Raw genomic sequence first — 21,294 nt, forward strand, 5'->3', positions numbered from 1 at the left:
TGGCACTGGGACGTCCGATCACGGTGTGCAACGATGGATGAATGCGGCTTGCGCCGCACTTGATCGCGCTGTCAAGAAAGGTGCATGAACAACCTGCCGCCCAAGGCGCTCACGGCCGAGTGCCTGACCGCCATCCTGTGTTCGCGATCACTGAAGCGCGAGCTGCTCGGAGCCGCGTGTTCGTCCGCGCAGATAGGGTCTGACCCGAGCAATTGACGGGTTTTGTGGCCCCACAATCGCAGATCGAGATGCCTGACCTTCAAGCAAAATCGTCAAAAATCCGGTGGAGATTGATATGGCATGTCGTCGTTGGGCTCACAAGGGGTTGCTGCTGACGGCGCAACTCCTGCTCGCGTGCTGGGCCGCGCCAACGGTCGCCCAGCCGCTGCGCATCGCGGTGGCCCAATTGCCCTATTTTTCGCCCGCCCTCATTGCCGGGTGGCAAGGGTTTTTTGCCGCCGAAGGTCTGGCGGTGCAAATCGTGCCTTGTGTCAACGGACGCCGTTGCCTGAAACACCTGACCGACAAAGAGGTGGATGTTGCGACCGTGGCAGACACCCCCATCGTTGCCGCCGTGCATGAAGGCCTGCCTTTCCAGATCCTGGCGACGATAACCACCTCTCGCGACAACAGCTTTGTCGCGCGTGCCGACCGGGGCATCGCATCGCCTGCCGACTTGCGCGGCAAGCGCATCGGCTACGTGCGGGGTACCACTGGCCACTATTTCACCGACACCTTCCTCACCTTCCATGGAATTGGCCTGAATCAGGTCACCCTGGTCGAACTGGATGCGGCCCGGGCGCCGCAGCAACTGGCCGCAGGTGAGGTCGACGCCGCCGGCCTGTACCAGCCACATGGTCCGGAGGCCATGCGGCTGCTGGGGGACAAAGGCCTGGTGTTCCCAGCGCCGCGGCTGTACACGGCAACCATGAATCTCGTGGCCAAACCCGGTCTGAGCGATCCCGATGCCGTCAAACTGCTGCGTGCGTTGCAGCGCGCCACCGCCTTCATACGCACCGACCCACCCCGCGCGCAGGCGCTGGTGGCCAGCCAGCTCAAGCTGGACAGCAAAGTGGTCAACGAGACCTGGGAGCTGCTGAGTTTTCGCCTGTCGCTGGGGCAGTCGTTGCTGACCACGATGGAGGCGCAGTCGCGCTGGATGCGCCGAACCGGTCAGGTGAAGGGCGATCTTTCGCCCGATTTCCTGGCACGCATGCGCCCGGGTCCACTGCGCGCACTGGACCCGACAGCCGTCACCCTGGTGGATTGAAGGCCGCCCATGCTGCGCTGGCTGATCATTTCCTACCTGGCCTTCACCATGGGCGTGGGTGGCCTGAAGTTGGTGCTGAGGGCGGACAGCGAGAAGCGTGTGGCGCTGCTGGAAGGCCAGCAGCAGGCCACGCGAAAGGCCACGCACGACGCCAATGCGCTGCTGGTGCTCACCCACGAATACATGCTGCGCGGCACCGAGCGAGCGGCCGGCCAGTGGCAGGCCGCGCACCGCGCGATGACCCAGGCCGTTGTCCAGGCAATCCCGGATGGGTCCAGCGACGAAGACTTCGACGAGCTGCGAGACACCACGGCCAACCTCACGGCGATCTTCGAGAGCCTGCGCCGAGACATTCCCGATCTGGCGCCGGGGCTGGCTGGCGAGCGACGCGCGATGCTGGTGGACCAGATCCTGTCCGAAACCCGACTGGTCAGCGACCTGGCCTACCGGCGCGATGGCACCCTGTACCAGCAAGTGCGGGCAGAAACCGCCAGCATGCGCGAGCTTGACGGGCTGCTGAACTGGCTGTGGCTCGCATCATCGCTTTTCCTGGCCTGGCTGCTGCTGGTGCGCGTGCTGCGCCCGGTGGGGCTGCTGCACGCCGCGGCGCGGTCGGTGCAGGCCGGCGACCTGAAGGCCCGCTGCAACTACGACAGTCGCGACGAACTGGGCCAGGCAGCGGCCAGCTTCAATGCCATGACCGATACCCTGGCGCATTCCAAAGAGCGAATCGCACTGGCCGTGGAAAGTGCGGCCATGGGTGTGTGGGAATACGACCTGCAGACCGGCGCCCTGATCTGGGACGACCAGGTGTACGCGCTTTACGGACGCGAGCGCTCGGGCGGTGCAGAACATTACGCACTGTGGCGAGACGCTCTTCATCCCGACGACCTTGCAGCTGCGGAGCAAGCGGTGATCGACGCGGTCAAGGGCAAGCAGGTCTTGAACACGCAGTTCCGCATCCATCGGGCAGACGGCAGTCTTCGGTTTCTCAAAGCTGCTGCGCACGTCACGCACGACGCCTCCGGCAAGCCCCTGCGCATGATCGGCGTGAACATGGACGTGACCGATCAGGTCGTGACATCAGCAGCGCTGCTGGAAAACCAGCAACTGCTCCACCGGGTGGGCCGTCTGGCTGCCATCGGCGGTTGGCGCGTCGATATCAAAACCGGAACGGTCTATTGGAACGAGCAGACGCGGCTGATCCACGAAGTGCCACCCGACTACGTGCCCAGCCTGGCCACAGCCATTGACTTCTTCGCACCAGAACACCGTGAACTGATCAGCCAGGCGGTTCAGCAAGGGATCGAGGCCGGCACCGCGTGGGACCTGGAGTTGCGCTTCATCACCTACACCGGCCGCAGCATCTGGGTGCGCGCACTGGGAGAAGTGGAGTTCGAAGAGGGTCGCGCAGCGTATCTCGTCGGGGCGTTTCAGGACATCACGGAGCGCCGCGAGGCCGCGGACAAGCTGCGTGCGGCCTCGGTTGCTGCCGAAGCAGCGAATGCCGCCAAGAGCGCGTTCCTGGCCAACATGAGCCACGAAATCCGCACGCCGTTGAATGCGGTGCTGGGCATGCACAGGATGTTGCTGAACACCGATCTCAAGCCCGGCCAGAGCGACCTGCTGGGCAAGGCCAACCAGGCTGGCCAGTCGTTGATGGACATCATCAACGACGTGCTGGACCTGGCCAAGATCGAGGCCGGAGAACTGTCCATACATGCGCAGCCGTTCCAGCCCCGGCAGCTCTTGAAGGAGCTGGTGGACGTCCATGGTGTCGTGGCACAGGCCAAGGGTTTGAAACTGACATTGGACACCGCCGCAGAGTTGCCCTCGTGGATGGTTGGGGACCGTTTACGCCTGCGACAGGTGCTCAGCAACCTGTTGAGCAATGCCATCAAGTTCACGAAGACGGGTGCGGTGACCCTGTCGACGCGGGTGCGGCGAGATGACACCCGGCGGTGGGTTGAGCTGGTGGTTCGGGACAGCGGTGTGGGCATTTCCCAAGACGCGATTGGTCGCCTGTTCACGCCTTTTGTACAGGCCGACGAGAGCACCACACGGCAGTTTGGCGGCACCGGGCTGGGGCTTTCCATCGTCCGCAACCTGGCGCGAATGATGGGCGGTGAGGCTCGGGTGAGCAGCACACTTGGTGTGGGCAGTGAATTTTGGATCACGCTGCCGCTGGTCGAGGCGGACGAGGATGTGCTGGCGCAGGCCAGTCGGGCGAGCCGACCCATCGAAGTCGCTTTGATGTGCGCCGACGAGGCCATTTGCCTGGACATGAGACAACGCCTCGCTGCACTGGGATGGTCATCTTTCAGACCCATGGCCGCAGAGACTGGCGAGCCGGACGTCCTTCTGATGGATGCGGCATTGGGCAGCGAGGGAGCTGCAAGGCTTCGTGAACTGGTGGATGCTTCAAACGCCCAGGGCCATGATTTGCCCGCCATTTTGGTCGGAGATTCGCAGGAGCTGGAGACGATGCTGAGCCTGGCATTGCCGCTGCACCGGGTGATTCAAAAACCAGCCGACATGGCCAGGATCTTCAGTTCGGTGGTCGAGGTTCTGGCGCTGGATGAGGATTCTCAGGACCGCCTGATTGGAACCACCCGCGCCATCGAAGGCGGAATCCATTGGCTGCAGGGCTCGCGCATCCTGGTGGTCGATGACAGCGAAATCAACCTGGAGATTGCCGTGGCACTGCTTCGGCAGCAAGGTGCCACTTGCCACACCTGCGTCAACGGGCAAGAAGCGGTTGACTGGCTGCTGGCTCATCCCGACGAGGTGGATGCCGTGCTCATGGACGTGCAGATGCCGGTGCTGGACGGCCTGGAAGCGACCCGACGGATCAAATCGCATGCCGCATTCAAAACGCTGCCGGTGATTGCGCTGACCGCTGGCGCACTCGACAGTGAACGCCTCAGAGCCCAATCGGCGGGGATGGATGGCTTCCTCACCAAACCGCTGGAGCCTCTGGATGTGGTGAGGCTGTTGCGCAGCAGGATCGGCTGGTACCGAGGCAAGGCACCACAGGTGGTGTTGACCCCGTCGGACGACACAGGCGCCTCTTGGGACCCACCCGCGTCGCAGGCCTGGCCTGAGATTGCGGGCATCGACACGGCATTGGCCATGGCGTATGCGGGCAACAGTCTTGCCCTCTTCCACAAACTGCTCATGTTGATGCAAAAGAACTACTCTGCGTGGGGTGTGACCTGGCTTGAACTGGCGAAACAGAAAAGTCCAGGGATCAACGCCGATTTGTGCGCCAGCCTGCACAAGTTGCGGGGCAGTGCGGGGATGTTGGGCGCTGTCGAACTGGCGACCGTGGCCAAGCACGCAGAGGGGGCCATTCTTGATGGGACCGTCTTGCCCACGGACGCTGTACAGCGGGTGGCCCAGGTTCTTGACGATCTGCTGGCTCACGTCGAAGATCAAATCTCCGTGTGGATGCCGAATGAGATCGTGGTGTCGAATGCTGGCCCATTGACCCAAGCGGGCAAAAACAAGCTCGCCACGCTCGCCGAGCTGTTGGCCCAGTGTGACTTTGATGCCATCGATCTTGGCTGGGAGTTGCGGGTGGAATTGGTCAGCCTGCTGGGACAGGAAGACGCCGAGGGACTTCTACAGAGAATCGACAACCTCGACTTCACCGCAGCTCACGCACTTCTTGTCAGCGGGCTGCAGCCACCCGAATTGGCTGCACAGGTGGGTCAAACCAGTCCCGGGAGTCCAGATGTTGACCATGCATGACAACGTTGAGATGTCCAGATTGAACGGCGCTTGGGGGCGCGTGCTGCTGGTGGAGGACGACGATGTGCAGCGTGAAGGCATGGCGCAATGGCTTCGCGACGATGGACTGGTTGTGGATGAATGCTCGACCGTGGAACACGCGGTGGCAAGGTACGAAGGCCAAGCGTTCGACGTCGTCGTCACGGACCTGCGCCTGCCCATTGGCTCGGGCCTGGATCTGATTCGCCAGATTCGTGAAACGGACGAATGTGCATGCGCGGTTGTGGTGACGCAATACGCGGACATGGCGGCAGCCGTGGCTTCCTTCAGGGAGGGGGCAGCCGACTTTTTAGCCAAGCCGTTTCAAGGGGATGAACTTCGGGCCTCTGTGCGCCGCGCGATCGAGCGCAGGGCCATCAGCAAGCGCCGCGACCAGCTGCGTTTGACCTTGCAAGAGCAGAACCTGCAACTGCAGCAATCGAACGAAGAGTTGCAAATCTTCGCAGGACGTGTGGCGCACGACCTGCGTGCACCCGTGCGGTCCACCCGTCTGTGGGCGCAATTCGCGGCAGAAGCGCTGGAGGCTGGCGATGTTGGAACTGCGGGTCAATACCTCAGCTCCACCATCAGGTCGATAGGCTCCGGTACGGCCATCATCGACAGCCTGCTCGCGCTGTCCAAGTCCGAGGTGCTTGAACTCAATCTTGAGGAGTTCTCACCGAGAGCGACGGTGGAGACCATTGTCGACTCTTGCCGCATGGAGTTTGGCGACCGTGCTTTCCATGTATCAACTGAGATTGAAGGCACCGTGCCGGGCGATCCAGTCTTGCTGGGAGTCGCTTTGACCAACGTGATTCACAACGCGTTCAAGTACAGCTCGCAACAGAACGAACCACAGATTCACATTGAAGGAAGGCGCTCTGGACAGGGCTACCGTTTCACGATTCGGGACAACGGCGTCGGCATCGATCCGCAGCAGAAAGGTCAACTCTTCCAACCGTTTGTGCGTCTGCAGTCGGCGGGACATTTCAGCGGGGAAGGGCTGGGGTTGACCACCGTCAAGAAAATCATTGAGCGGCATGGCGGTACGGTTGACTTGGATTCGAGCTCGGGCGCCGGGACGACTGCCATCATCGACTTGCCGGTGGTCTTCACTGATCCGCAAGAACAACGGGCAGGCGTGCGTGACAAGGGGTGACCATGACACTTGATGAGGAAACAACCGTGTCTGACGCGCTCACGTTCATGGTGGTCGATGATGACCAGATCCTTGTGCATTCTCTGGCGCGCGCCTTGCGGCCATTGGGCAAGGTGGCATTTTCCAACGACTTCAACGCCGTTCATCACACGGCTGCCAGCGCCCGGCCCCGTTTGATGCTGATCGACATCGATCTGCCTTTGGTCACAGGTGTCGAAATTGCCCGACGCATCCGGTCCAATCGGGAGATGGACAGTGTTTACATTCTCATGATGACATCGCACCACAGCGAAGCCGTGCTCAAGCAGGTCGCGGGTGTGGATGTGGACGGGCTGCTTCAGAAGCCGATCGACTTGCCCGCTTTGCTCACTCGCGTGCAGGCATTCCTGAAAGAGCCGAGGCGCGGACCGGGTTCAGCAGGCCTGCAGGGGCAACATCCTGGTTGATTCAGTTCGCCAGTTGGGCGGTGTCTGCCACGGCCAACGTGGAGGCGTGGAAAACCCGGATGCTTCAACTCCCGCAACGCGATGTGGTGGGCGCACCCGTGCTTCTCAAGGTCCAATTGCTCGTCATCAACCCGCACGATCTGCTGTTGACACGCATGGCACGGAAGCGAAGCGGTCTGGATGGCGAAGTCATCGAATTCGAGCGCGCCGAGACAGCGCTGGAACTGCTGGCTGACTGAAACCAACCGGCCTCCACGAAGCCCGGGGCGGTTCACCCCGCATTCCCTGCAAGTGGCTCGCAAGTCCACTGATCGCGCTCTTCAAACCGTCCCGCGCCCCAGCTGCTTCAACACCTCGGTCTGAAAGTCGCCGCCTTCGCTGTGCGCCATGAATTCGGCGACCGAGCCTTCAAACCGCACCGCGCCCTGGTGCAGCAGCATCAGCCGGTCGGCGTGGCGGGTTTCTTCGATCAGGTGGGTGGCCCAGAGCACGGCCATGCCGCGGCTCTCGCAGAGGCTGCGCACGGTGTCCAGCAGTTGCTGGCGCGAGGCCGGGTCCAGGCCCACGGTGGCTTCGTCCATGAGCAGCACGCGGGGCTCGTGCAGGAGCGCGCGGATGAGTTCGATCTTGCGGCGCGTGCCGCCCGAGAGGCTGCGCACCACGGCCTTGGCCTGGTCGGCCAGACCCATGGTCTCCAGCAGCGTGGCAATGCGTGCGTTGGCCAGCTTGCGCGGCATGCCGTGCAGGTCGGTGTGGAAATGCAGGTTGGCCATCACGCTCAGGTCCATGTCGAGCGCGCTTTGCTGGAACACCACGCCCAGGCCGGCGAGCGCGCGGCTGGGGTGCTGGCGCATGTCGTGGCCCAGCACTTCGATGCTGCCCTGGTCGGGCGTGAAGAGCCCGGTGAGCAACTGCAGCAAGGTGGACTTGCCCGCGCCGTTGGGGCCGAGCAGGGCCACCATTTCACCGGCACGCAGGGTCACGTCCACGCCCTTGAGCGCGGGCTTGGCGCCGTAGGACTTGTGCAGTTGCGTCGCCTGCAGCAGGGTGGCGACGGTGGTGGCCAGCGAGGCGGTCGGAGAGTCGGTCATCGGGTGGTCAGGCGCCGGGGGGTTTGGCCAGGAGGTTCATGCGTTGCAGCAGGCGCTTCTCGCGCTCCACCGTTTCCAGCACCGCCTGGCGGTAGTCGCGTGTGTTGAGGTAGTCCAGCGTCTGATCGTAGCGGGCCAGTTCCTGCAGGTGGCGCTCGCTCTGCATGGCTTTGGCAAACGCGTCGTGCAGGCGCTGCACCACGGCCTCGGGTGTGCCGTGGGGCGCGGCAAGGCCCCAGGGCGAGGTGTAGACCGATTGTTCGTAGCCCAGTTCGCGCAGCGTGGGTGCGTCGGGCCAGCGCGGGCTGCGCTGCGCGCTGAAGATGGCCAGCACGCGGATCTTGCCCTGGTCGACCCAGGGCGCGAAGCCGGTGGAGTTCACGCCCGCCATCACCTGGCCGCCGGCCACGCCGATCATCTGGTCGGCGGTGCCGCGGTAGGGCACGTGCACGTAGCGGATGTTGTTCTGCAGCAGGATCTCTTCGGTGGCGATGTGGGCGGTGGTGCCGATGCCGGTGGAGCCGAGGATCAGTTCACCCGGGCGCGCCTTGGCCCAGGCCAGCAGGTCGTTGAAACTTTTCCAGGGGCTGTTGGCCGGCACGAGCACACCGAAGGTGGTGCCCGACACCTGCACGATGGGGCTGAGGTCGGCCACCGGGTCCCACGGCACCTTGTTCATGAGCGCGTGCCGGTACACGGTGATCGGCACCTGGCCGATGGTGTGGCCATCGGGTTCGGCGGCTTTGAGCAGCGGCGCCACCTGCGTGCCGGCGGCGCCGGGTTTGTTGATCACCACGATGGGCTGGCCCAGCAGCGGCGCGGCCTCTTCGCACAGGATGCGCAGCGTGAGGTCGGTCGCGCCGCCGGCGGGCCAGGGCACGATGAGCTGGATCGGGCGTTGTGGAAACGGACCGGCGGCTTGCGCGAGCGCGCTGGTTGCGAGGCCCGACAACCCGAGCGCGCAGCCGGCACCCCACCCCAGGAACTGTCTGCGCAAAGCAAGTGGCTGCGCAGGGCAGGGTCGGGGGAATCGTTGTGTCATCGGTTGTGCCGTTTTGTCTCAGGGTTTGTCCGTAGCAGCAGGGCCGGGCGGGCCTGCACCATCATCGTTTGGCCTTTTTGCAGGCAATATTCACGCCCGTTGCGCTGGCACTGATTTTGCTGCCGTGCTTCGCACAAACCACAAATCAAGGAGACATACCGATGCTTCGTTCCGCTCGTTCAGCACCCGCCCCGCAGGGTCTTCGCCAGATCGTCTGGGCCGCCGTGCTGGGTTGCGCGCTGGCGACCCCGCTGGCCGCTCTGGCCCAGGGCAAGGTGTACGTGTCCAGCGAGAAGGACAACAAGATTTACGTGTTCGATGCCAAGGGCGAGCGCCTCTCGGCCATCGACACCTGCGAGCGTCCGCGCCACATGATGTTCAACGCCAACCGCAGCCAGATCTACGTGTGCTGTGGCGACAGCAACCAGCTCGGTCTGGTGGACACGGCCACCGGCAAGATGACCGGGACTGTTCCATTGGGGGACAGTCCGGAGATTTTTGACCTCAGCCCCGATGGCAAGACGGTCTATGTCTCGATCGAAGACGAAAACGTGATGGCCGCCTACGACCTGGCCACGAAGAAGCCGCTGTTCGAGGTGAAGACCGGCGGCGAGCCCGAGGGTGTGCTGGTCACGGCCGACGGCAAGTTCGCCTACGTCACCTCCGAAGTGGCCAACGTCGTGCACTACATCGACCTCGGCCAGAAGAAGGTGCTGAAGAACATCAAGGTGGGCAAGCGCCCGCGCCGCTTCGTGCTGGCCGAAGGCGGCGCCGAGCTGTGGGTCACCAACGAACTCGATGCCACGGTGAGCGTGGTCAACACCAAGGACCACAGCGTGAAAGCCACGATCAAGTTCGCGGTGCAGGGCATGCGCGAGGCCGACATCACGCCCGTGGGCATGACCCCGAGCACAGACGGCAAAACCATGTGGGTGGGGCTGGGCAAGGCCAACCACGTGGTCGAAGTGGATGTGGCCACCAAGAAGGCCGGCCGCCAGGTGCTGGTGGGCAAGCGCGCCTGGGGCCTCACCATGCACCCCGATGGCAAGACGCTGTACGTGACCAACGGCCTCTCGGACGACATGACCTTGATCGACACCGCGAGCGCCAAGGCCATCAAAACCGTGGCCGTGGGCCGCGTGCCGCACAGCGTGCTGGTGCAGCCCTGATGCGGCTGCCGGCCTTTCAACGGGCGTTGGCCACGGCCGCGCTGCTCGCCTCGATGGCCTGGCCGGCGGCGCAGGCCGCCAGCACGCAGATGACCCTGGCGGTGATCTCGCTGGCGGGTGACGCGCGCTACGCCAACCGCCGCATGGAGCGCGGCTACCCCGGCCACCCGCAAGGCCGTGCACTGCAAGGTGTGCAGCTCGCGCTCGACGAGGCGGCGTTCGAGCTCGACACCGCAGGCATTGCGCTCACCGTGCGCGACGTGGTGCTGCCCGACATGGCCGCCCTGCCCAAGGCCTTGGCCGAACTGAAAGCGGCCAAGGTGCAGCACCTGGTGGCCGACCTGCCGCTGGCCGAGCTGCGACAGCTGGTGCAGACCGCACCCGCCGCACTCGGCGGTGCGGTGGTGTTCAACACCGGTCTGGACGACGACAGCCTGCGCGCCCAGAACTGCGCCGCCCACCTGCTGCACACGCTGCCCAGCGCCAGCATGCGCGCCGACACGCTGGCGCAGTACCTGGCCGCGCGCAACTGGCGCAAGGTGCTGCTGCTGCAAGGCCCGGAGCCGGGCGACGTGTTGATGGGCGCTGCGTTCAACCGCGCGGCCAAACGCTACGGTCTGAAGATCACGCAGACCAAGCCCTTCAAGCTCAGCGGCGACCCGCGCGAGCGCGACCTCGCCAACACCCGCCTGCTGACCGGCGAGCGCGAGCACGAGGTGGTGGCGGTGATGGACGCCGATGGCGAGTTCGCCCGCACGCTGCCTTACGCCACCCAGTGGCCGCGCCCGGTGGTGGGCGCCAGCGGGCTGGTGGCGCAGGCCTGGCACCCGCAGTGGGAGCGCAATGGTGGGCCGCAGCTCACGCGGCGTTTTCAGAAGTTGGCGCAGCGCCCCATGCAGAGCCACGACTGGGCCGCCTGGGCGGCCGGCAAGGCGGTGGCGGCGGTGCTGGTGGACGACGCCAAGGCCCCGGTGCCGCAGCAGCTCAAGAAGTTGCGCGCCGGCACCGTGGTGATCGACGGCTTCAAAGGCCCGCGCCTGACCTTCCGCGCGTGGGACGGCCAGCTGCGCCAGCCCATGTTCGTGAGCCATGTGGACGGCGTGGTGGGCCTGGCGCCGCTGGAGGGGGTGTTGCATCCCAAGGAAGTGCTGGACACACTCGGCGTGGACGAACAGGAGAGCACATGCAAACAGCGACCCTGATCCCGCCGGCGGGTCGGCCTTCATTGCCCGTGCACCTGGCGCGCGCGCTGCGTGCCGTGGTGGGCCGAGAGATCGGGCGCTTCCTGCGCCAGCCCTCGCGCCTGGGTTCGGCGCTGGTGCGCCCGCTGCTGTGGTTCGTGGTGTTTGCCGCGGGCTTTCACAACGTGTTCGGCGTGGCCATCATCCCGCCGTACGAGACCTACATCGAATACAAGGTCTACATGGTGCCCGGCCTGCTGGGCATGGTGGCGCTGTTCAACGGCATGCAGAGTTCGCTCTCCATGGTGTACGACCGCGAGATGGGCGTGATGCGCCTGCTGCTCACCGCGCCGCTGGCGCGCGGCTGGCTGCTCGCCTTCAAGTTGCTCGCGGGCACCTGCCTGTCGGTGTTGCAGATGGTGGTGTTCCTTGGCATTTCCTGGGCCTTCGGCGTCGAGATTGCGCTTCGGCATGTGCCGGGCCTGCTGGTGGCCATGGCGTGTGGCGCCACGCTGCTCGCTGCCCTCGGCCTCATGCTCTCGGTGTATGTGAAGCAGCTGGAGAACTTTGCCGGCACCATGAATTTCGTGATCTTCCCGATGTTCTTCATCAGCCCGGCGCTCTACCCGTTGTGGAAGCTCGAAGAGTCGGGCGCGGTCTGGCTGCTCAAGCTGGCCGAGTTCAACCCCTTCACCCACGCGGTGGAGGCCATGCGCTTTGCGATGTACGGGCAGTTCAACGCCACGTCCTGGACGGTGGTGGTGGTTTGCAGCATCGCGTTCTTTGTGCTGGCGCTGTGGGGCTACGACCCGCAACGCGGCTGGATCCGCCAGAAGGGTTCCTGAAAGGTCTTCATGACACACGACAACTCCCGCCGTCTGCTCCTGGGCGCTGCGCTGGGCGCAGCCAGTTCACCGTTGTGGGCCGCGGTGGACCACACCGGCGGTGATCCGCTGGGCTCCATGCAGTGGCCCGGGCTGCGCAAGCAGTACCTGGGCGATGCGCCCATGCGTTTCACCAAAGACGTGCTGGTGAGTGGCCCCGCCTTTGCCGATGACGCGATGAACGTTCCGCTGCTGGTGGACGCGCGTGCACTCAGCGGCACCGGCGGTGGCGTGGCGCGCATCCAGGTCGTGGTGGACCGCAACCCGGTGCGCGAGGTGCTGGAGTTCGAGCCGCTCAAGGCTTTGCCCATGCTGGCGTTCCGCATCCGCATGGAGCAGGCCTCGCCGGTGCGTGCCCTGGTGCAGACGCGCGATGGCGCCTGGCACGTCGGCAGCACCTGGGTGCAGGCCGCCGGGGGTGGTTGCACGGTGCCCGGCGCCACGCGCGCCGACGGGTCCTGGAGCCGCACGCTCAACCAGGTGCAGGCGCGGTTTTTCAACAACGTGCTGGAAGGCAGCCGGCGCCTGCGCGTGCGCGTGATGCACCCCATGGACACCGGGCTGGTGGCGGGTGTGCCCGCCTTCTACATCGAGCAACTCCAGCTGGTGGACGGCGCGGGTGCCCCCTGGTGGCGCCTGGCGTTGCACGAGCCGGTGTCGGAGAACCCGCTCATCACCCTGGAGCTGCCGCCGCAAAACGGGGGCGGCTTCCGCCTGCTGGGTCGCGACAACAACGGCAACCGGATCGACGCCGAGGTGAGCGCTTGAGACACCTGCTGCTTTGCCTGGCCGCCGCGCTGGCCAGCGCCGCCATGGCGCAGTCCAGGCCCGACATGGCCCGCCTCGACTACGACCTGCGCCCGCGCCAGATCGCCGAGCGCACCTGGGTCCTGGAGGGTGCGGTGGAAGATTTCTCGCGCGCCAACGGCTGCAACATCATCAACACCGCCTTCATCGCCACCGGTGCGGGCGTGGTGGTCGTCAACACCGGTCCTTCGCGCCTCTACGGCGAGCAGCAGCGCCGGGCGATCGAGCGCACCACACGCGAGCCGGTGGTGCGCGTGCTCAGCCTCAACCTGCACCCGGACTACTTCTTCGGCAACCAGGCCTGGGCCGACCGGCCCACGCAGGCGCTGCAGGGCAGCGTCAACGGCATGCAGGCCGAAGGCCGCGCTTACGCCGACAACCTGTACCGCCTGTGCGGTGACTGGATGAAGGGCACCGAGTCCACGCCCTCGCGTGAATCCGTCGAGCCGGGTGTGATGCAGATCGGCGGCCACCGGCTGGAGCTGCGCCGCCTCCATGGCCACACCAGCGACGACCTGGTGCTGATCGACCACACCACCGGCGTGCTGTACGCAGGCGGGCTGGTGTTTGCCAACCGGGTGCCCACCACACCACACGCCGACTTCGATGCCTGGCAGGCCAGCCTCGTGAAGCTCTCGCAGTGGATGGCCGAGCACCGCCTACGGCAGGTGGTGCCCAGCCACGGTCCGCTGCACAGCGGCCAGGGTGGACTGGACCAGACCCGCGACTGGCTGCGCTGGCTCGACGACCACATGCGCGCGAGTGCCGAGCGTGGCCTGGACCTGAGCGAGGTGTTGCGCCTGCCGGTGCCCGAGCGTTTCCAGGGCTGGGCCGCCCAGCCCGCCGAGTTGCACCGCAGCATCACCCAGTGGTACCCCCGTTACGAGCAGCAGGTGCTGGGCGGTGCCGCCGCCCGGCGCTGAGCGCGAACTGTTGCAAGTCTGCGGGTCGGTGATTCATTTTTGAACACTGTCACCCCGGCGTGACAAACGTCGCGTGCGACATGGCGCAGTTGCAACCGCCTGTCGCCACCGGTGTGCTCGAAAACCCTCGGAAAAACCGCCGTGCGCGACCCGCCGGACCCTGGCACAGATGTTGCCATTCATGACGCGTGCAGCCCCGTTGACTGACCTGTCGCGTCGGGCATCACAAGCAGCCGGGCATGTTGCCTGGACGCAGCCAACCAACCCACAGACGAGCAGGAGACACACTGTGAAACGCACCCTACTGAGCCTCATGATCATGGCCGCCACGGCCCACGTTGGCGCCCAGGGCGTCACCGACGCCATGATCGCCAACGACGCCAAGTCGCCCGAGAACGTGTTGAGCTGGGGTCTCGGTACCCAGGGTCAGCGCCACTCGGATCTCAATGGCATCACCGCCAAGAACATCAGCAAGCTGGTGCCCGTGTGGTCCATGTCGTTCGGTGGTGAAAAGCAGCGCGGCCAGCAGTCGCAACCGCTGGTCAACAAGGGCAAGATGTTCGTCACGGCGTCCTACTCGCGCATCTACGCGGTGGACACCAAGACCGGCGAGAAGCTCTGGAAGTACGAGCACCGCCTGCCCGAAGGCATCATGCCCTGCTGCGACGTGATCAACCGCGGCGCCGCGCTCTACGACAACCTGGTGATCTTCGGCACGCTGGACGCCCAGCTGGTGGCCCTGGACCAGGACACCGGCAAGGTGGTGTGGCGCGAGAAGATCGACGACTACTCCGCCGGCTACAGCTACACCGCTGCGCCGCTGATCGCACAAGGCCTGCTCATGACCGGTGTCTCCGGCGGCGAGTTCGGCGTGGTCGGTCGCGTGGAAGCGCGCGACCCCAAGACCGGCAAGATGGTCTGGTCGCGTCCGGTCGTTGAAGGCCACATGGGCTACAAGGACGGCAAGGAAAACGGCATCTCCGGCACCACCAACGCATCGTGGCCCGGCGAGACCTGGAAAACCGGCGGTGCCACCCCCTGGCTGGGCGGCACCTACGATCCCCAGACCGGCCTGGCGTACTTTGGCACCGGCAACCCCGGCCCATGGAACAGCCACGTGCGCAAGGGCGACAACCTCTACTCGGCTTCCACCGTGGCGATCGACCCCAAGACCGGCAAGATCGTGTGGCACTACCAGAACACCCCGAACGACGGCTGGGACTACGACGGTGTGAACGAGTTCATCACCTTCGACATGGACGGCAAGCGCATGGGCGCCAAGGCGGACCGCAACGGCTTCTTCTACGTGAACGACGCCACCACCGGCAAGCTGGTCAACGCCTTCCCGTTCGTGAAGAAAGTGACCTGGGCCACCGGCATCGACCTGAAGACCGGTCGTCCGAACTTTGACGACACCAACCGTCCTGGCGACCCGACCGCCGCCGGCGGCGACGGCGCCAAGGGCAAGTCGGTGTTCTCGGCACCGGGCTTCCTGGGTGGCAAGAACCAGATGCCCATGGCCTACAGCCCACGCACCGGCCTGTTCTACGTGCCCACCAACGAATGGGGCATGGAGATCTGGAACGAGCCGATCACCTACAAGAAAGGCGCTGCCTTCCTGGGTGCGGGCTTCACCATCAAGCCGCTGTTCGACGACCACATCGGTTCGCTGCGCGCGATCGATCCCAAGACCGGCAAAGTGGCCTGGGAAGTCAAGAACAACGCGCCGTTGTGGGGTGGTGTGCTGACCGCAGGCGACCTGGTGTTCTGGGGCACGCCTGAGGGTTACCTCAAGGCCGCCGATGCCAAGACCGGCAAGGTCGTGTGGCAGTTCCAGACCGGCTCCGGCGTGGTGGCGCCTCCCATCACCTGGACCGAGAACGGCGAGCAGTACGTGAGCGTCGTCTCCGGTTGGGGCGGTGCGGTGCCGCTGTGGGGTGGTGAAGTGGCCAAGAAGGTCAACTTCCTTGAGCAGGGCGGCTCCGTCTGGACCTTCAAGTTGATGAAGTGATGACCCGAGGTGCCGGCCGGGTGTGTTGCACGCACCGGGCCGGCACCTTTTTCTTTGACCCATTCAGTTTTCAAGCGGACCTGCCATGCGCTCGACCCTCTTCATCGCAACCCTGATCACCAGCGCCAGCGCCTTTGCGCAAGCCGATCTGGCCGGTGCGCCCGATCTGGCCAAAGCCAGCGGCTGTTACTCGTGCCATGCCAATGGCGAAAAAGTGGTGGGCCCGGCGTTTGCCGCCATCGCCGAAAAATACGCGACCGAGAAAGACGCTGCAGCGTCGCTCGCGCAATCGATTCAAAACGGCTCCAAGGGCAAGTGGGGCCGCATTCCCATGCCAGCCCACCCGAGCCTGAGCACGGCCGAGCTCAAGACCCTCTCGACCTGGGTGCTGACCGTCAAGCCATGACGTCCTGGCGCGCGGCTGCCCTGGCCCTGTTGCTGAGCTGCAGCGGCGCGCACGCGTTCGATTTCAACGGCGAGAAGGCGCTGGTCGCCGTCACCAAGGACGGTGTCCGCACGAAGATCGGCCGCGTCGTGTTCACCCCCGCTGCCGGTGGCGCCAGCGCCTTCCAGGTGCAGATGGACCACGCCGTGATGCGCGACCACTTTCTCTCCATGCGCGAGTTCAAGTGCCTGCCGGCCGAGCAGGAGATTTCGTGCTTTGTGCCGTACCCGTATGCGCAGCCGGGCATCGCATCGGGCACCCAGCTCGCGTGGCTGGAGCACAGCCTGCTCTTTTTCTACAAGCAGCCCAAGGACTTCGGCGCCAAGCTGTGGAACGGCATCGTCTTCCAGTTCACCGCCACACCCACTGCGCTGGTGGGCGTGCCGCTGGCGGTGGACCTCAACCGCATCGGCGTGCCCCCCGATGACCTGGGCGTGCCCCCATACGGTCCGACGGACCGCGATCCCTTCACACCCGGCGCACGGTGGCTCAGCGAGCTGCGCATCGAATCCCCCTGACCCTCCATGGAGACCACGACATGATCCATCTGCGCACCTGGTTCGGCGCTGCGCTGGTGGCGCTCGCCAGCGTCTCACAGGCCCAGGACAGCCACCGCGGCGACTGGCTGCGCAACCCCGCCATGGGCAACTACAAGGCCTATGCCGAGTTCAAGATGGCCCACTACGCCGAGGCGCGCGAGGTGTGGGAAACGCTGGCCGAGGTGGGCAATGGCGACGCCCTGTTCAACCTGGGCATCCTGTCCGAAGACGGTCTGGGTGAGCCCAAAAACATGAAGAAGGCCGAGACGCTCTACACCAGCGCCGCGCAGGCCGGCAACTTCAAGGCCCAGTACCGACTGGGCATGCTCTACAGCGCGGGCCAGCTGCTGCCGCGCGATGTGGAGAAGGCGCGCATCTTCCTCACGCTGGCCGCACAGGGTGGCGACAAGGACGCCACCGCCACCCTGGCCACGCTCGGCCAGCCAGCGGCCAGCCTCACGCCGTACCAGCGCGCCGAGTTCATGAGCGCCACCGGTGAGCACACTCAGGCGGCAGCGTTGTATCGGGAGCTCGCCGAGGGCGGCGACCGCCGCGCGCAGACGCGCCTGGCCTGGATGTTTGAAGCCGGTCGGGGGGTGGAGCGGAACCTGCCCGAGGCGGCGCGGCGCTTCGAGAGCGCGGCGGTGGCGGGCGAAGCCGAGGCGCAGTACGCACTGGCGGTGATGTACCGCACCGGCAAGGGCCGCGAACGCGACGTGGCGCAGAGCCTGGTGTGGTTGCGCCAGGCCGCCGGGCAGAGCTATCCGCCCGCGGTGGCGGCACTGGCGTCGAGCCAGAGTGCGGGCGTGGGGCTTTGATACCCCCGGGGTCCGTCGGGTCCGACTTCACACAGAATCCATGACGGTTTTTTCGTGAACGTCCGTTTTCCAGACCCCACCCCAACCATCCCGAGAGCCCCCCATGAACACTGCTGTCTCCCTGCCTTCCTTGTTGACGATCGTGGGGTGTGCCGCCGCCGCGCTGTGCACGCCCGCGTTCGCCCAGGTCGATCCCACCCGCATGGTCGATGCCTTCGAGCGCGCCGGCGGCAAGTTCGAGGGCTTTCGCCGCTCGGGTGCCAAGGGCGTTTGCGCCACCGCCGAGTTCGTCGGCAGTGCCCAGGGCCGCGAGCTGTCGGTGTCGTCGGCCTTCAGTGGCCAGCCCGTGCCGGTGGTGGCGCGCTTCTCGATCGGCGGGGGCAACCCCAAGGCGCCGGACAACGGCCGCAGCCAGCGCAACATGGCCTTGCAGTTCGACTTGCCCGGCAACGAGACCTGGCTGATGGGCAACATCTCGGCGCCGGTGTTCGGCGCGTCCTCGCCCGAACAGATGCTGGCCCGCCTGGAGGCGGTCGCGCCCGACCCTGAGACCAAGAAGCCCAACCCCGAGAAGGTCAAGGCCTTCAACGACGCCAACCCCGACACCTTGCTGCAGGGCAAGTATTTCGCCAGCCAGCCGGTGCCGGCGAGCTTTGGCAAGGTGAACTACTGGGGCGTGCATGCGTTCGCGTTTGTCGACGCCAGCGGCAAGAAGCAGTACGGCAAATGGATCTTCGAGCCGGTGGGCGGCACCCAGAGCCTGACCGACGAGGAAGCCCAGGCCAAGGGTCCCGATTTCCTGCACGCCGACCTGCGCCAGCGAGTGGCCGCGGGTGGCGTGGCCTTTGACTTCAATCTGCAACTGGCACAGCCGGGCGACAAGCTCGACAGCGCCGTGACCCCGCTGCCCGCGGAGCGCAAGAAGGTCACGCTGGGGCGCCTCACCATCAAGTCGGTGGCCGCGGATTCCACCGGCCCCTGTGTGACCATCAACTTCAATCCGATGGTCTTGCCCAAGGGCGTGGAGCCGTCCACCGATCCGATGCTCGCTGCGCGGGCAGCACCCTATGCGGTGTCGATGGGTCGCCGCCTGGGTGAAGGCCCGAAGCAGTAAGCGCTTCCGCGGGCGCCGTGGCGCGCGCGGCCGACAAGGCTCACCGCACCCATTCGGCCTTGAGGCTGCCGCCCACCAGAAACCCGTTGGGCACCGGCTCGTCCCGCTCGAACTTCACCAGCCCCTTGCCCTGGCAGTACCACTCGCGGCTGGTCAGCGGCACGTCGGTGAAGCCGTTGACCGGGTCGGTGAAGAGGTTGAGGTTGGCGCGGCCGACCACGCGCAGGCAGGGCTGGTGCGTGCCGGTGGGTGTGGTGACGCTGTCGTCCACCGCTTCGATGCGCCAGTACATCAGGGCCTTGTGGCTGTAGCGCAGCTCGCGCGGGTGTTCGTTGCGCCGCAGGATCAGGTAGGGCACGGTGGGGGTGGTCCATTCGGTGCCCACCACGTAAGGCGCCTTCAGCACCCACATCGGCTCCTTGTCGGGTGTGGGCTCGCTGTCGATGTCCATCTGGGTGGCCACCCGCTTCACACCGGTGTCGTCGGTCTGGAGGAAGTAGCCCACGCCGGCCGAGTGGTGGCGCACCATCACGGGTTGGTCGTTGAGGCTGCGCGGGCCTTCGACGCGCAGCGTCCACTCGTCCACCGGCGGCGCTTCTTCGCTGGTGACCCTCACCTCGTACACCTGAGCGCTGCCTTCCACGAGCGGGAACCAGCTGTCGCCCTGCGTGCCCTGGCAGGCGGCGAGCAACGTGGTCAGGCCCAGGGTGATGACGTGCTTCATTTTTCGGGCAGCTGCGCGCGGGGCAGGTCGCTCAGCTTGAGTTGCAGCTTGTCGTTGCTGGTGGGGCGCAACCAGGCAAAGCCGCCTTGTCCCCGGACCGGTTCGGTGCTGCCCATCTGGGTGTTGCCGTCGCGGGCCTTCTTGATGCCGTCGCCCAGGATGCGCGCCAGGTCTTTCTCGTACGGCAGGCGGTGCACACGCGGCATCTCCAGCGGCTTGTTGTCTTTCATGGGGTTGACCCAGATGAAGATGGCGCCGGGGTGGTTGCGCCCGGGGCTGGGTTCGTCGAACACGGCCGACAGCAGCACGAAGCGCTGGGGCAGGGCGTCGTCGCTGGGCCAGCCGGCGATGCCTTGCAGCGTGTTGTGGCTCAGCGCATAAAAGCCGGTGACCAGCAGCACGGCAGCCGCTTTCACGCCCCAGTGCCAGCGCGTGGCCAGCAGCAGGCACAAGAGCAGAAACGCCAGCAGGGCGTACACGAGCACCAGCAACAACAACTGCGAAGAAACGGTGGGGATCATGGTGGTGGCGTCAGAGACCGGTTCTTTGAACGATGGTCAGGGGTCGGGTGTTGATGTCGGTCACGGCGCCGGTGTCGTTGATGCTGAAGCGCACCAGCGTGCGTTCGTCGCCCTTGCGCGGGATCTGCTGCGTGCCGGTGAACACGATCTCGGCCTGCGGGTTGACCTTGACCACCGCCACCGACACGTCCACCGGCTGCTGGTCGCGCGTGTCGTAGTAGTGGGCGTTCACCACGTATTCACCCGGCACCAGCCCGCGCAGCGTGACGATTTCCTGGCGCACCGGGCTGGTGATCTCGCGACCGTTGACGATCACGGTGTTGTTCTTGGCACCGCGGTCGTCGCGGTCCAGGTGCAGCATGCCCGCGTCGCGCGAACGAAACCACAAGGTCTTGCCGCCCGGTTCGTTGACCCAGGCGTCGATGTCGTTGGGGTTGTTGTCGGGCCAGGAGATGGTGACGATGAACTCGGCCTTGGCCGGGATGTCGCCGGCCTTGCGCGACTTGGGGTTGAACGAGAGCAGGGCGATGACGAAACAGAAGACGAAGGCGATCAACATGTTGAACAACATGTCGTAGAACGGATCGGTCTCCGTGTCACGGACCGATCGGCCGATCGCCATGCGGCGCTCCTGCAAGGGCTTGGGTGGCCGGTGGTGTGGCGGCCAGCGTGTCGGCCACCAGTGCGTCGGCAAAGCGGTCCAGCCGCATGAGCTGCAGGCCGAGCAGGATGTTGCCGGTCAGACCGGTCACGGTGGTCAGCAGCGCGATGCCCAGGCCGCCGGTGAGGTTCTTGAGCAGCTGCGCCGACTGGCTGGCATCGAAGCTGTCCATCTGCCCGAGCTGCAGTGCGAGGATGGAAAAACCGATCACCTTGCCGAGCAGGCCGAGTTTGAGCTGGATGCCGTTGAGCCACCAGGCCATTTCGTGCGGGCCGTGGGCGCGCTCGCCCAGGATCTGCATCCAGGTGTTCTGGTCGGCGCCGGGCTGGGCGCAGCCGCGCAGGTACTCGGCGCTCCAGTCTGCTTCGCTGTGGGGGGTGGAACCTGCGCGCGCCAGCAGGGCGTCCAGCCGCTGGCGCTGCAGACCCAGTGCCCAGGCGCGCCGTCCGGCCCACAGCGAACAGCCGATGAACAGCAGCACGATGATCACGGTGAGGCCCGTGGGGTCGGCCGCCACCAGCCGGTGCCACGCGCCGGCCTGCCAGAGCAGCAGAGCACCAAAGCCCAACAGCCCCATGTAGGCCAGCCACAGCAAAAAGAGGCCGTTGGGCGCCTGCTCCAGTGCCAGCGGGCTGCGCCGCGCGCCGGGCAGGTGGCTCACCAGCGCAGCGCCGAGCATGCGCGCGTGGTTCGGCGTGGCGGGTGCGGTGTTGGCCAT

Annotated in this window: 22 protein-coding genes; 16 read left to right on the plus strand and 6 right to left on the minus strand. The window is 65.6% G+C overall.

Going from position 1 to position 21,294, the window contains the following annotated elements; all coding sequences use genetic code 11:
* Window positions 1-84: 84 nt before the first annotated feature.
* From Q1W68_RS09130 to Q1W68_RS09155, 6 genes are all read left to right on the plus strand, one after another.
* Window positions 85-216 (plus strand): hypothetical protein, encoded by a 132-nt coding sequence (locus Q1W68_RS09130; RefSeq protein ID WP_300648164.1) that lies wholly within the window; start codon window positions 85-87, stop codon window positions 214-216.
* A gap of 79 nt (window positions 217-295) precedes the next feature.
* Window positions 296-1,270 carry an NrtA/SsuA/CpmA family ABC transporter substrate-binding protein gene (locus tag Q1W68_RS09135; protein WP_300648166.1) on the plus strand — a complete coding sequence of 325 codons (975 nt, stop codon included), beginning with the start codon at window positions 296-298 and terminating at the stop codon, window positions 1,268-1,270.
* 9 nt (window positions 1,271-1,279) lie between these two features.
* The gene (locus tag Q1W68_RS09140) at window positions 1,280-5,023 is read left to right on the plus strand and encodes an ATP-binding protein (RefSeq protein WP_300716297.1); all 3,744 of its coding nucleotides are present in this window, start codon (window positions 1,280-1,282) and stop codon (window positions 5,021-5,023) included.
* Window positions 5,016-6,200 (plus strand): hybrid sensor histidine kinase/response regulator, encoded by a 1,185-nt coding sequence (locus Q1W68_RS09145; protein ID WP_300648170.1) that lies wholly within the window; start codon window positions 5,016-5,018, stop codon window positions 6,198-6,200. The genes Q1W68_RS09140 and Q1W68_RS09145 overlap by 8 nt, the downstream gene beginning before the upstream one ends.
* Window positions 6,201-6,202: 2 nt before the next feature.
* Complete coding sequence (locus Q1W68_RS09150) at window positions 6,203-6,646, plus strand: response regulator (RefSeq protein ID WP_300648172.1); 444 nt, start codon at window positions 6,203-6,205, stop codon at window positions 6,644-6,646.
* Window positions 6,643-6,885 carry a hypothetical protein gene (locus Q1W68_RS09155; RefSeq protein ID WP_300716300.1) on the plus strand — a complete coding sequence of 81 codons (243 nt, stop codon included), beginning with the start codon at window positions 6,643-6,645 and terminating at the stop codon, window positions 6,883-6,885. Before Q1W68_RS09150 ends, Q1W68_RS09155 begins: the two co-directional genes overlap by 4 nt.
* A gap of 81 nt (window positions 6,886-6,966) precedes the next feature.
* Here Q1W68_RS09155 and Q1W68_RS09160 read toward each other — a convergent pair whose 3' ends face one another.
* Together Q1W68_RS09160 and Q1W68_RS09165 are read right to left on the minus strand one after the other, a co-directional pair.
* Window positions 6,967-7,737, minus strand: a complete 771-nt coding sequence (locus Q1W68_RS09160) for an ABC transporter ATP-binding protein (protein ID WP_300716302.1) — start codon at window positions 7,735-7,737, stop codon at window positions 6,967-6,969.
* A gap of 7 nt (window positions 7,738-7,744) precedes the next feature.
* Window positions 7,745-8,734 (minus strand): tripartite tricarboxylate transporter substrate binding protein, encoded by a 990-nt coding sequence (locus Q1W68_RS09165; RefSeq protein WP_300648178.1) that lies wholly within the window; start codon window positions 8,732-8,734, stop codon window positions 7,745-7,747.
* A 206-nt stretch (window positions 8,735-8,940) separates the two neighbouring features.
* Between Q1W68_RS09165 and Q1W68_RS09170 the strand changes: the two genes are divergently transcribed.
* The 10 genes from Q1W68_RS09170 to Q1W68_RS09215 all read left to right on the plus strand — a co-directional run bounded on the left by Q1W68_RS09170 (window position 8,941) and on the right by Q1W68_RS09215 (window position 18,670).
* Window positions 8,941-9,948 carry a PQQ-dependent catabolism-associated beta-propeller protein gene (locus tag Q1W68_RS09170; RefSeq protein ID WP_300648180.1) on the plus strand — a complete coding sequence of 336 codons (1,008 nt, stop codon included), beginning with the start codon at window positions 8,941-8,943 and terminating at the stop codon, window positions 9,946-9,948.
* Entirely contained in the window at window positions 9,948-11,150 is a 1,203-nt protein-coding gene (locus tag Q1W68_RS09175) for a branched-chain amino acid ABC transporter substrate-binding protein (protein ID WP_300648182.1), read from the plus strand. The genes Q1W68_RS09170 and Q1W68_RS09175 overlap by 1 nt, the downstream gene beginning before the upstream one ends.
* Window positions 11,132-11,974: an ABC transporter permease gene (locus tag Q1W68_RS09180; RefSeq protein WP_300716306.1), complete on the plus strand. Its 843-nt coding sequence runs from the start codon at window positions 11,132-11,134 to the stop codon at window positions 11,972-11,974. The genes Q1W68_RS09175 and Q1W68_RS09180 overlap by 19 nt, the downstream gene beginning before the upstream one ends.
* A gap of 9 nt (window positions 11,975-11,983) precedes the next feature.
* Entirely contained in the window at window positions 11,984-12,781 is a 798-nt protein-coding gene (locus Q1W68_RS09185; protein ID WP_300648186.1) for a quinoprotein dehydrogenase-associated SoxYZ-like carrier, read from the plus strand.
* Window positions 12,778-13,743 (plus strand): quinoprotein relay system zinc metallohydrolase 1, encoded by a 966-nt coding sequence (locus tag Q1W68_RS09190; protein WP_366146696.1) that lies wholly within the window; start codon window positions 12,778-12,780, stop codon window positions 13,741-13,743. Before Q1W68_RS09185 ends, Q1W68_RS09190 begins: the two co-directional genes overlap by 4 nt.
* 313 nt (window positions 13,744-14,056) lie before the next feature.
* Window positions 14,057-15,754, plus strand: a complete 1,698-nt coding sequence (locus Q1W68_RS09195; protein ID WP_300648306.1) for a PQQ-dependent methanol/ethanol family dehydrogenase — start codon at window positions 14,057-14,059, stop codon at window positions 15,752-15,754.
* A gap of 85 nt (window positions 15,755-15,839) precedes the next feature.
* On the plus strand, window positions 15,840-16,160 hold the full coding sequence (locus tag Q1W68_RS09200; RefSeq protein ID WP_300648188.1) for a c-type cytochrome: 321 nt from the start codon (window positions 15,840-15,842) through the stop codon (window positions 16,158-16,160).
* Complete coding sequence (locus Q1W68_RS09205) at window positions 16,157-16,717, plus strand: hypothetical protein (RefSeq protein ID WP_300648190.1); 561 nt, start codon at window positions 16,157-16,159, stop codon at window positions 16,715-16,717. The genes Q1W68_RS09200 and Q1W68_RS09205 overlap by 4 nt, the downstream gene beginning before the upstream one ends.
* 20 nt (window positions 16,718-16,737) lie before the next feature.
* Window positions 16,738-17,556: a tetratricopeptide repeat protein gene (locus tag Q1W68_RS09210; protein WP_300648192.1), complete on the plus strand. Its 819-nt coding sequence runs from the start codon at window positions 16,738-16,740 to the stop codon at window positions 17,554-17,556.
* 103 nt (window positions 17,557-17,659) lie between these two features.
* Window positions 17,660-18,670 carry a catalase family peroxidase gene (locus Q1W68_RS09215; RefSeq protein WP_300648194.1) on the plus strand — a complete coding sequence of 337 codons (1,011 nt, stop codon included), beginning with the start codon at window positions 17,660-17,662 and terminating at the stop codon, window positions 18,668-18,670.
* Between the two features lie 40 nt (window positions 18,671-18,710).
* Here the strand turns inward: Q1W68_RS09215 and Q1W68_RS09220 are convergent, their stop codons facing one another.
* The 4 genes from Q1W68_RS09220 to Q1W68_RS09235 are packed head-to-tail and all read right to left on the minus strand — an operon-like array spanning window position 18,711 to window position 21,294.
* Window positions 18,711-19,394 carry a hypothetical protein gene (locus Q1W68_RS09220; RefSeq protein WP_300648195.1) on the minus strand — a complete coding sequence of 228 codons (684 nt, stop codon included), beginning with the start codon at window positions 19,392-19,394 and terminating at the stop codon, window positions 18,711-18,713.
* A complete protein-coding gene (locus tag Q1W68_RS09225) occupies window positions 19,391-19,915 on the minus strand; it encodes a hypothetical protein (protein WP_300648196.1) in 525 nt (174 codons plus the stop codon). The genes Q1W68_RS09220 and Q1W68_RS09225 overlap by 4 nt, the downstream gene beginning before the upstream one ends.
* A 10-nt stretch (window positions 19,916-19,925) precedes the next feature.
* Window positions 19,926-20,537, minus strand: a complete 612-nt coding sequence (locus Q1W68_RS09230; protein ID WP_300648198.1) for a hypothetical protein — start codon at window positions 20,535-20,537, stop codon at window positions 19,926-19,928.
* The gene (locus tag Q1W68_RS09235; protein ID WP_300716311.1) at window positions 20,512-21,294 is read right to left on the minus strand and encodes a hypothetical protein; all 783 of its coding nucleotides are present in this window, start codon (window positions 21,292-21,294) and stop codon (window positions 20,512-20,514) included. The genes Q1W68_RS09230 and Q1W68_RS09235 overlap by 26 nt, the downstream gene beginning before the upstream one ends.

This window comes from Hydrogenophaga sp. (assembly GCF_030158645.1).
GTDB lineage: Bacteria > Pseudomonadota > Gammaproteobacteria > Burkholderiales > Burkholderiaceae_C > Hydrogenophaga.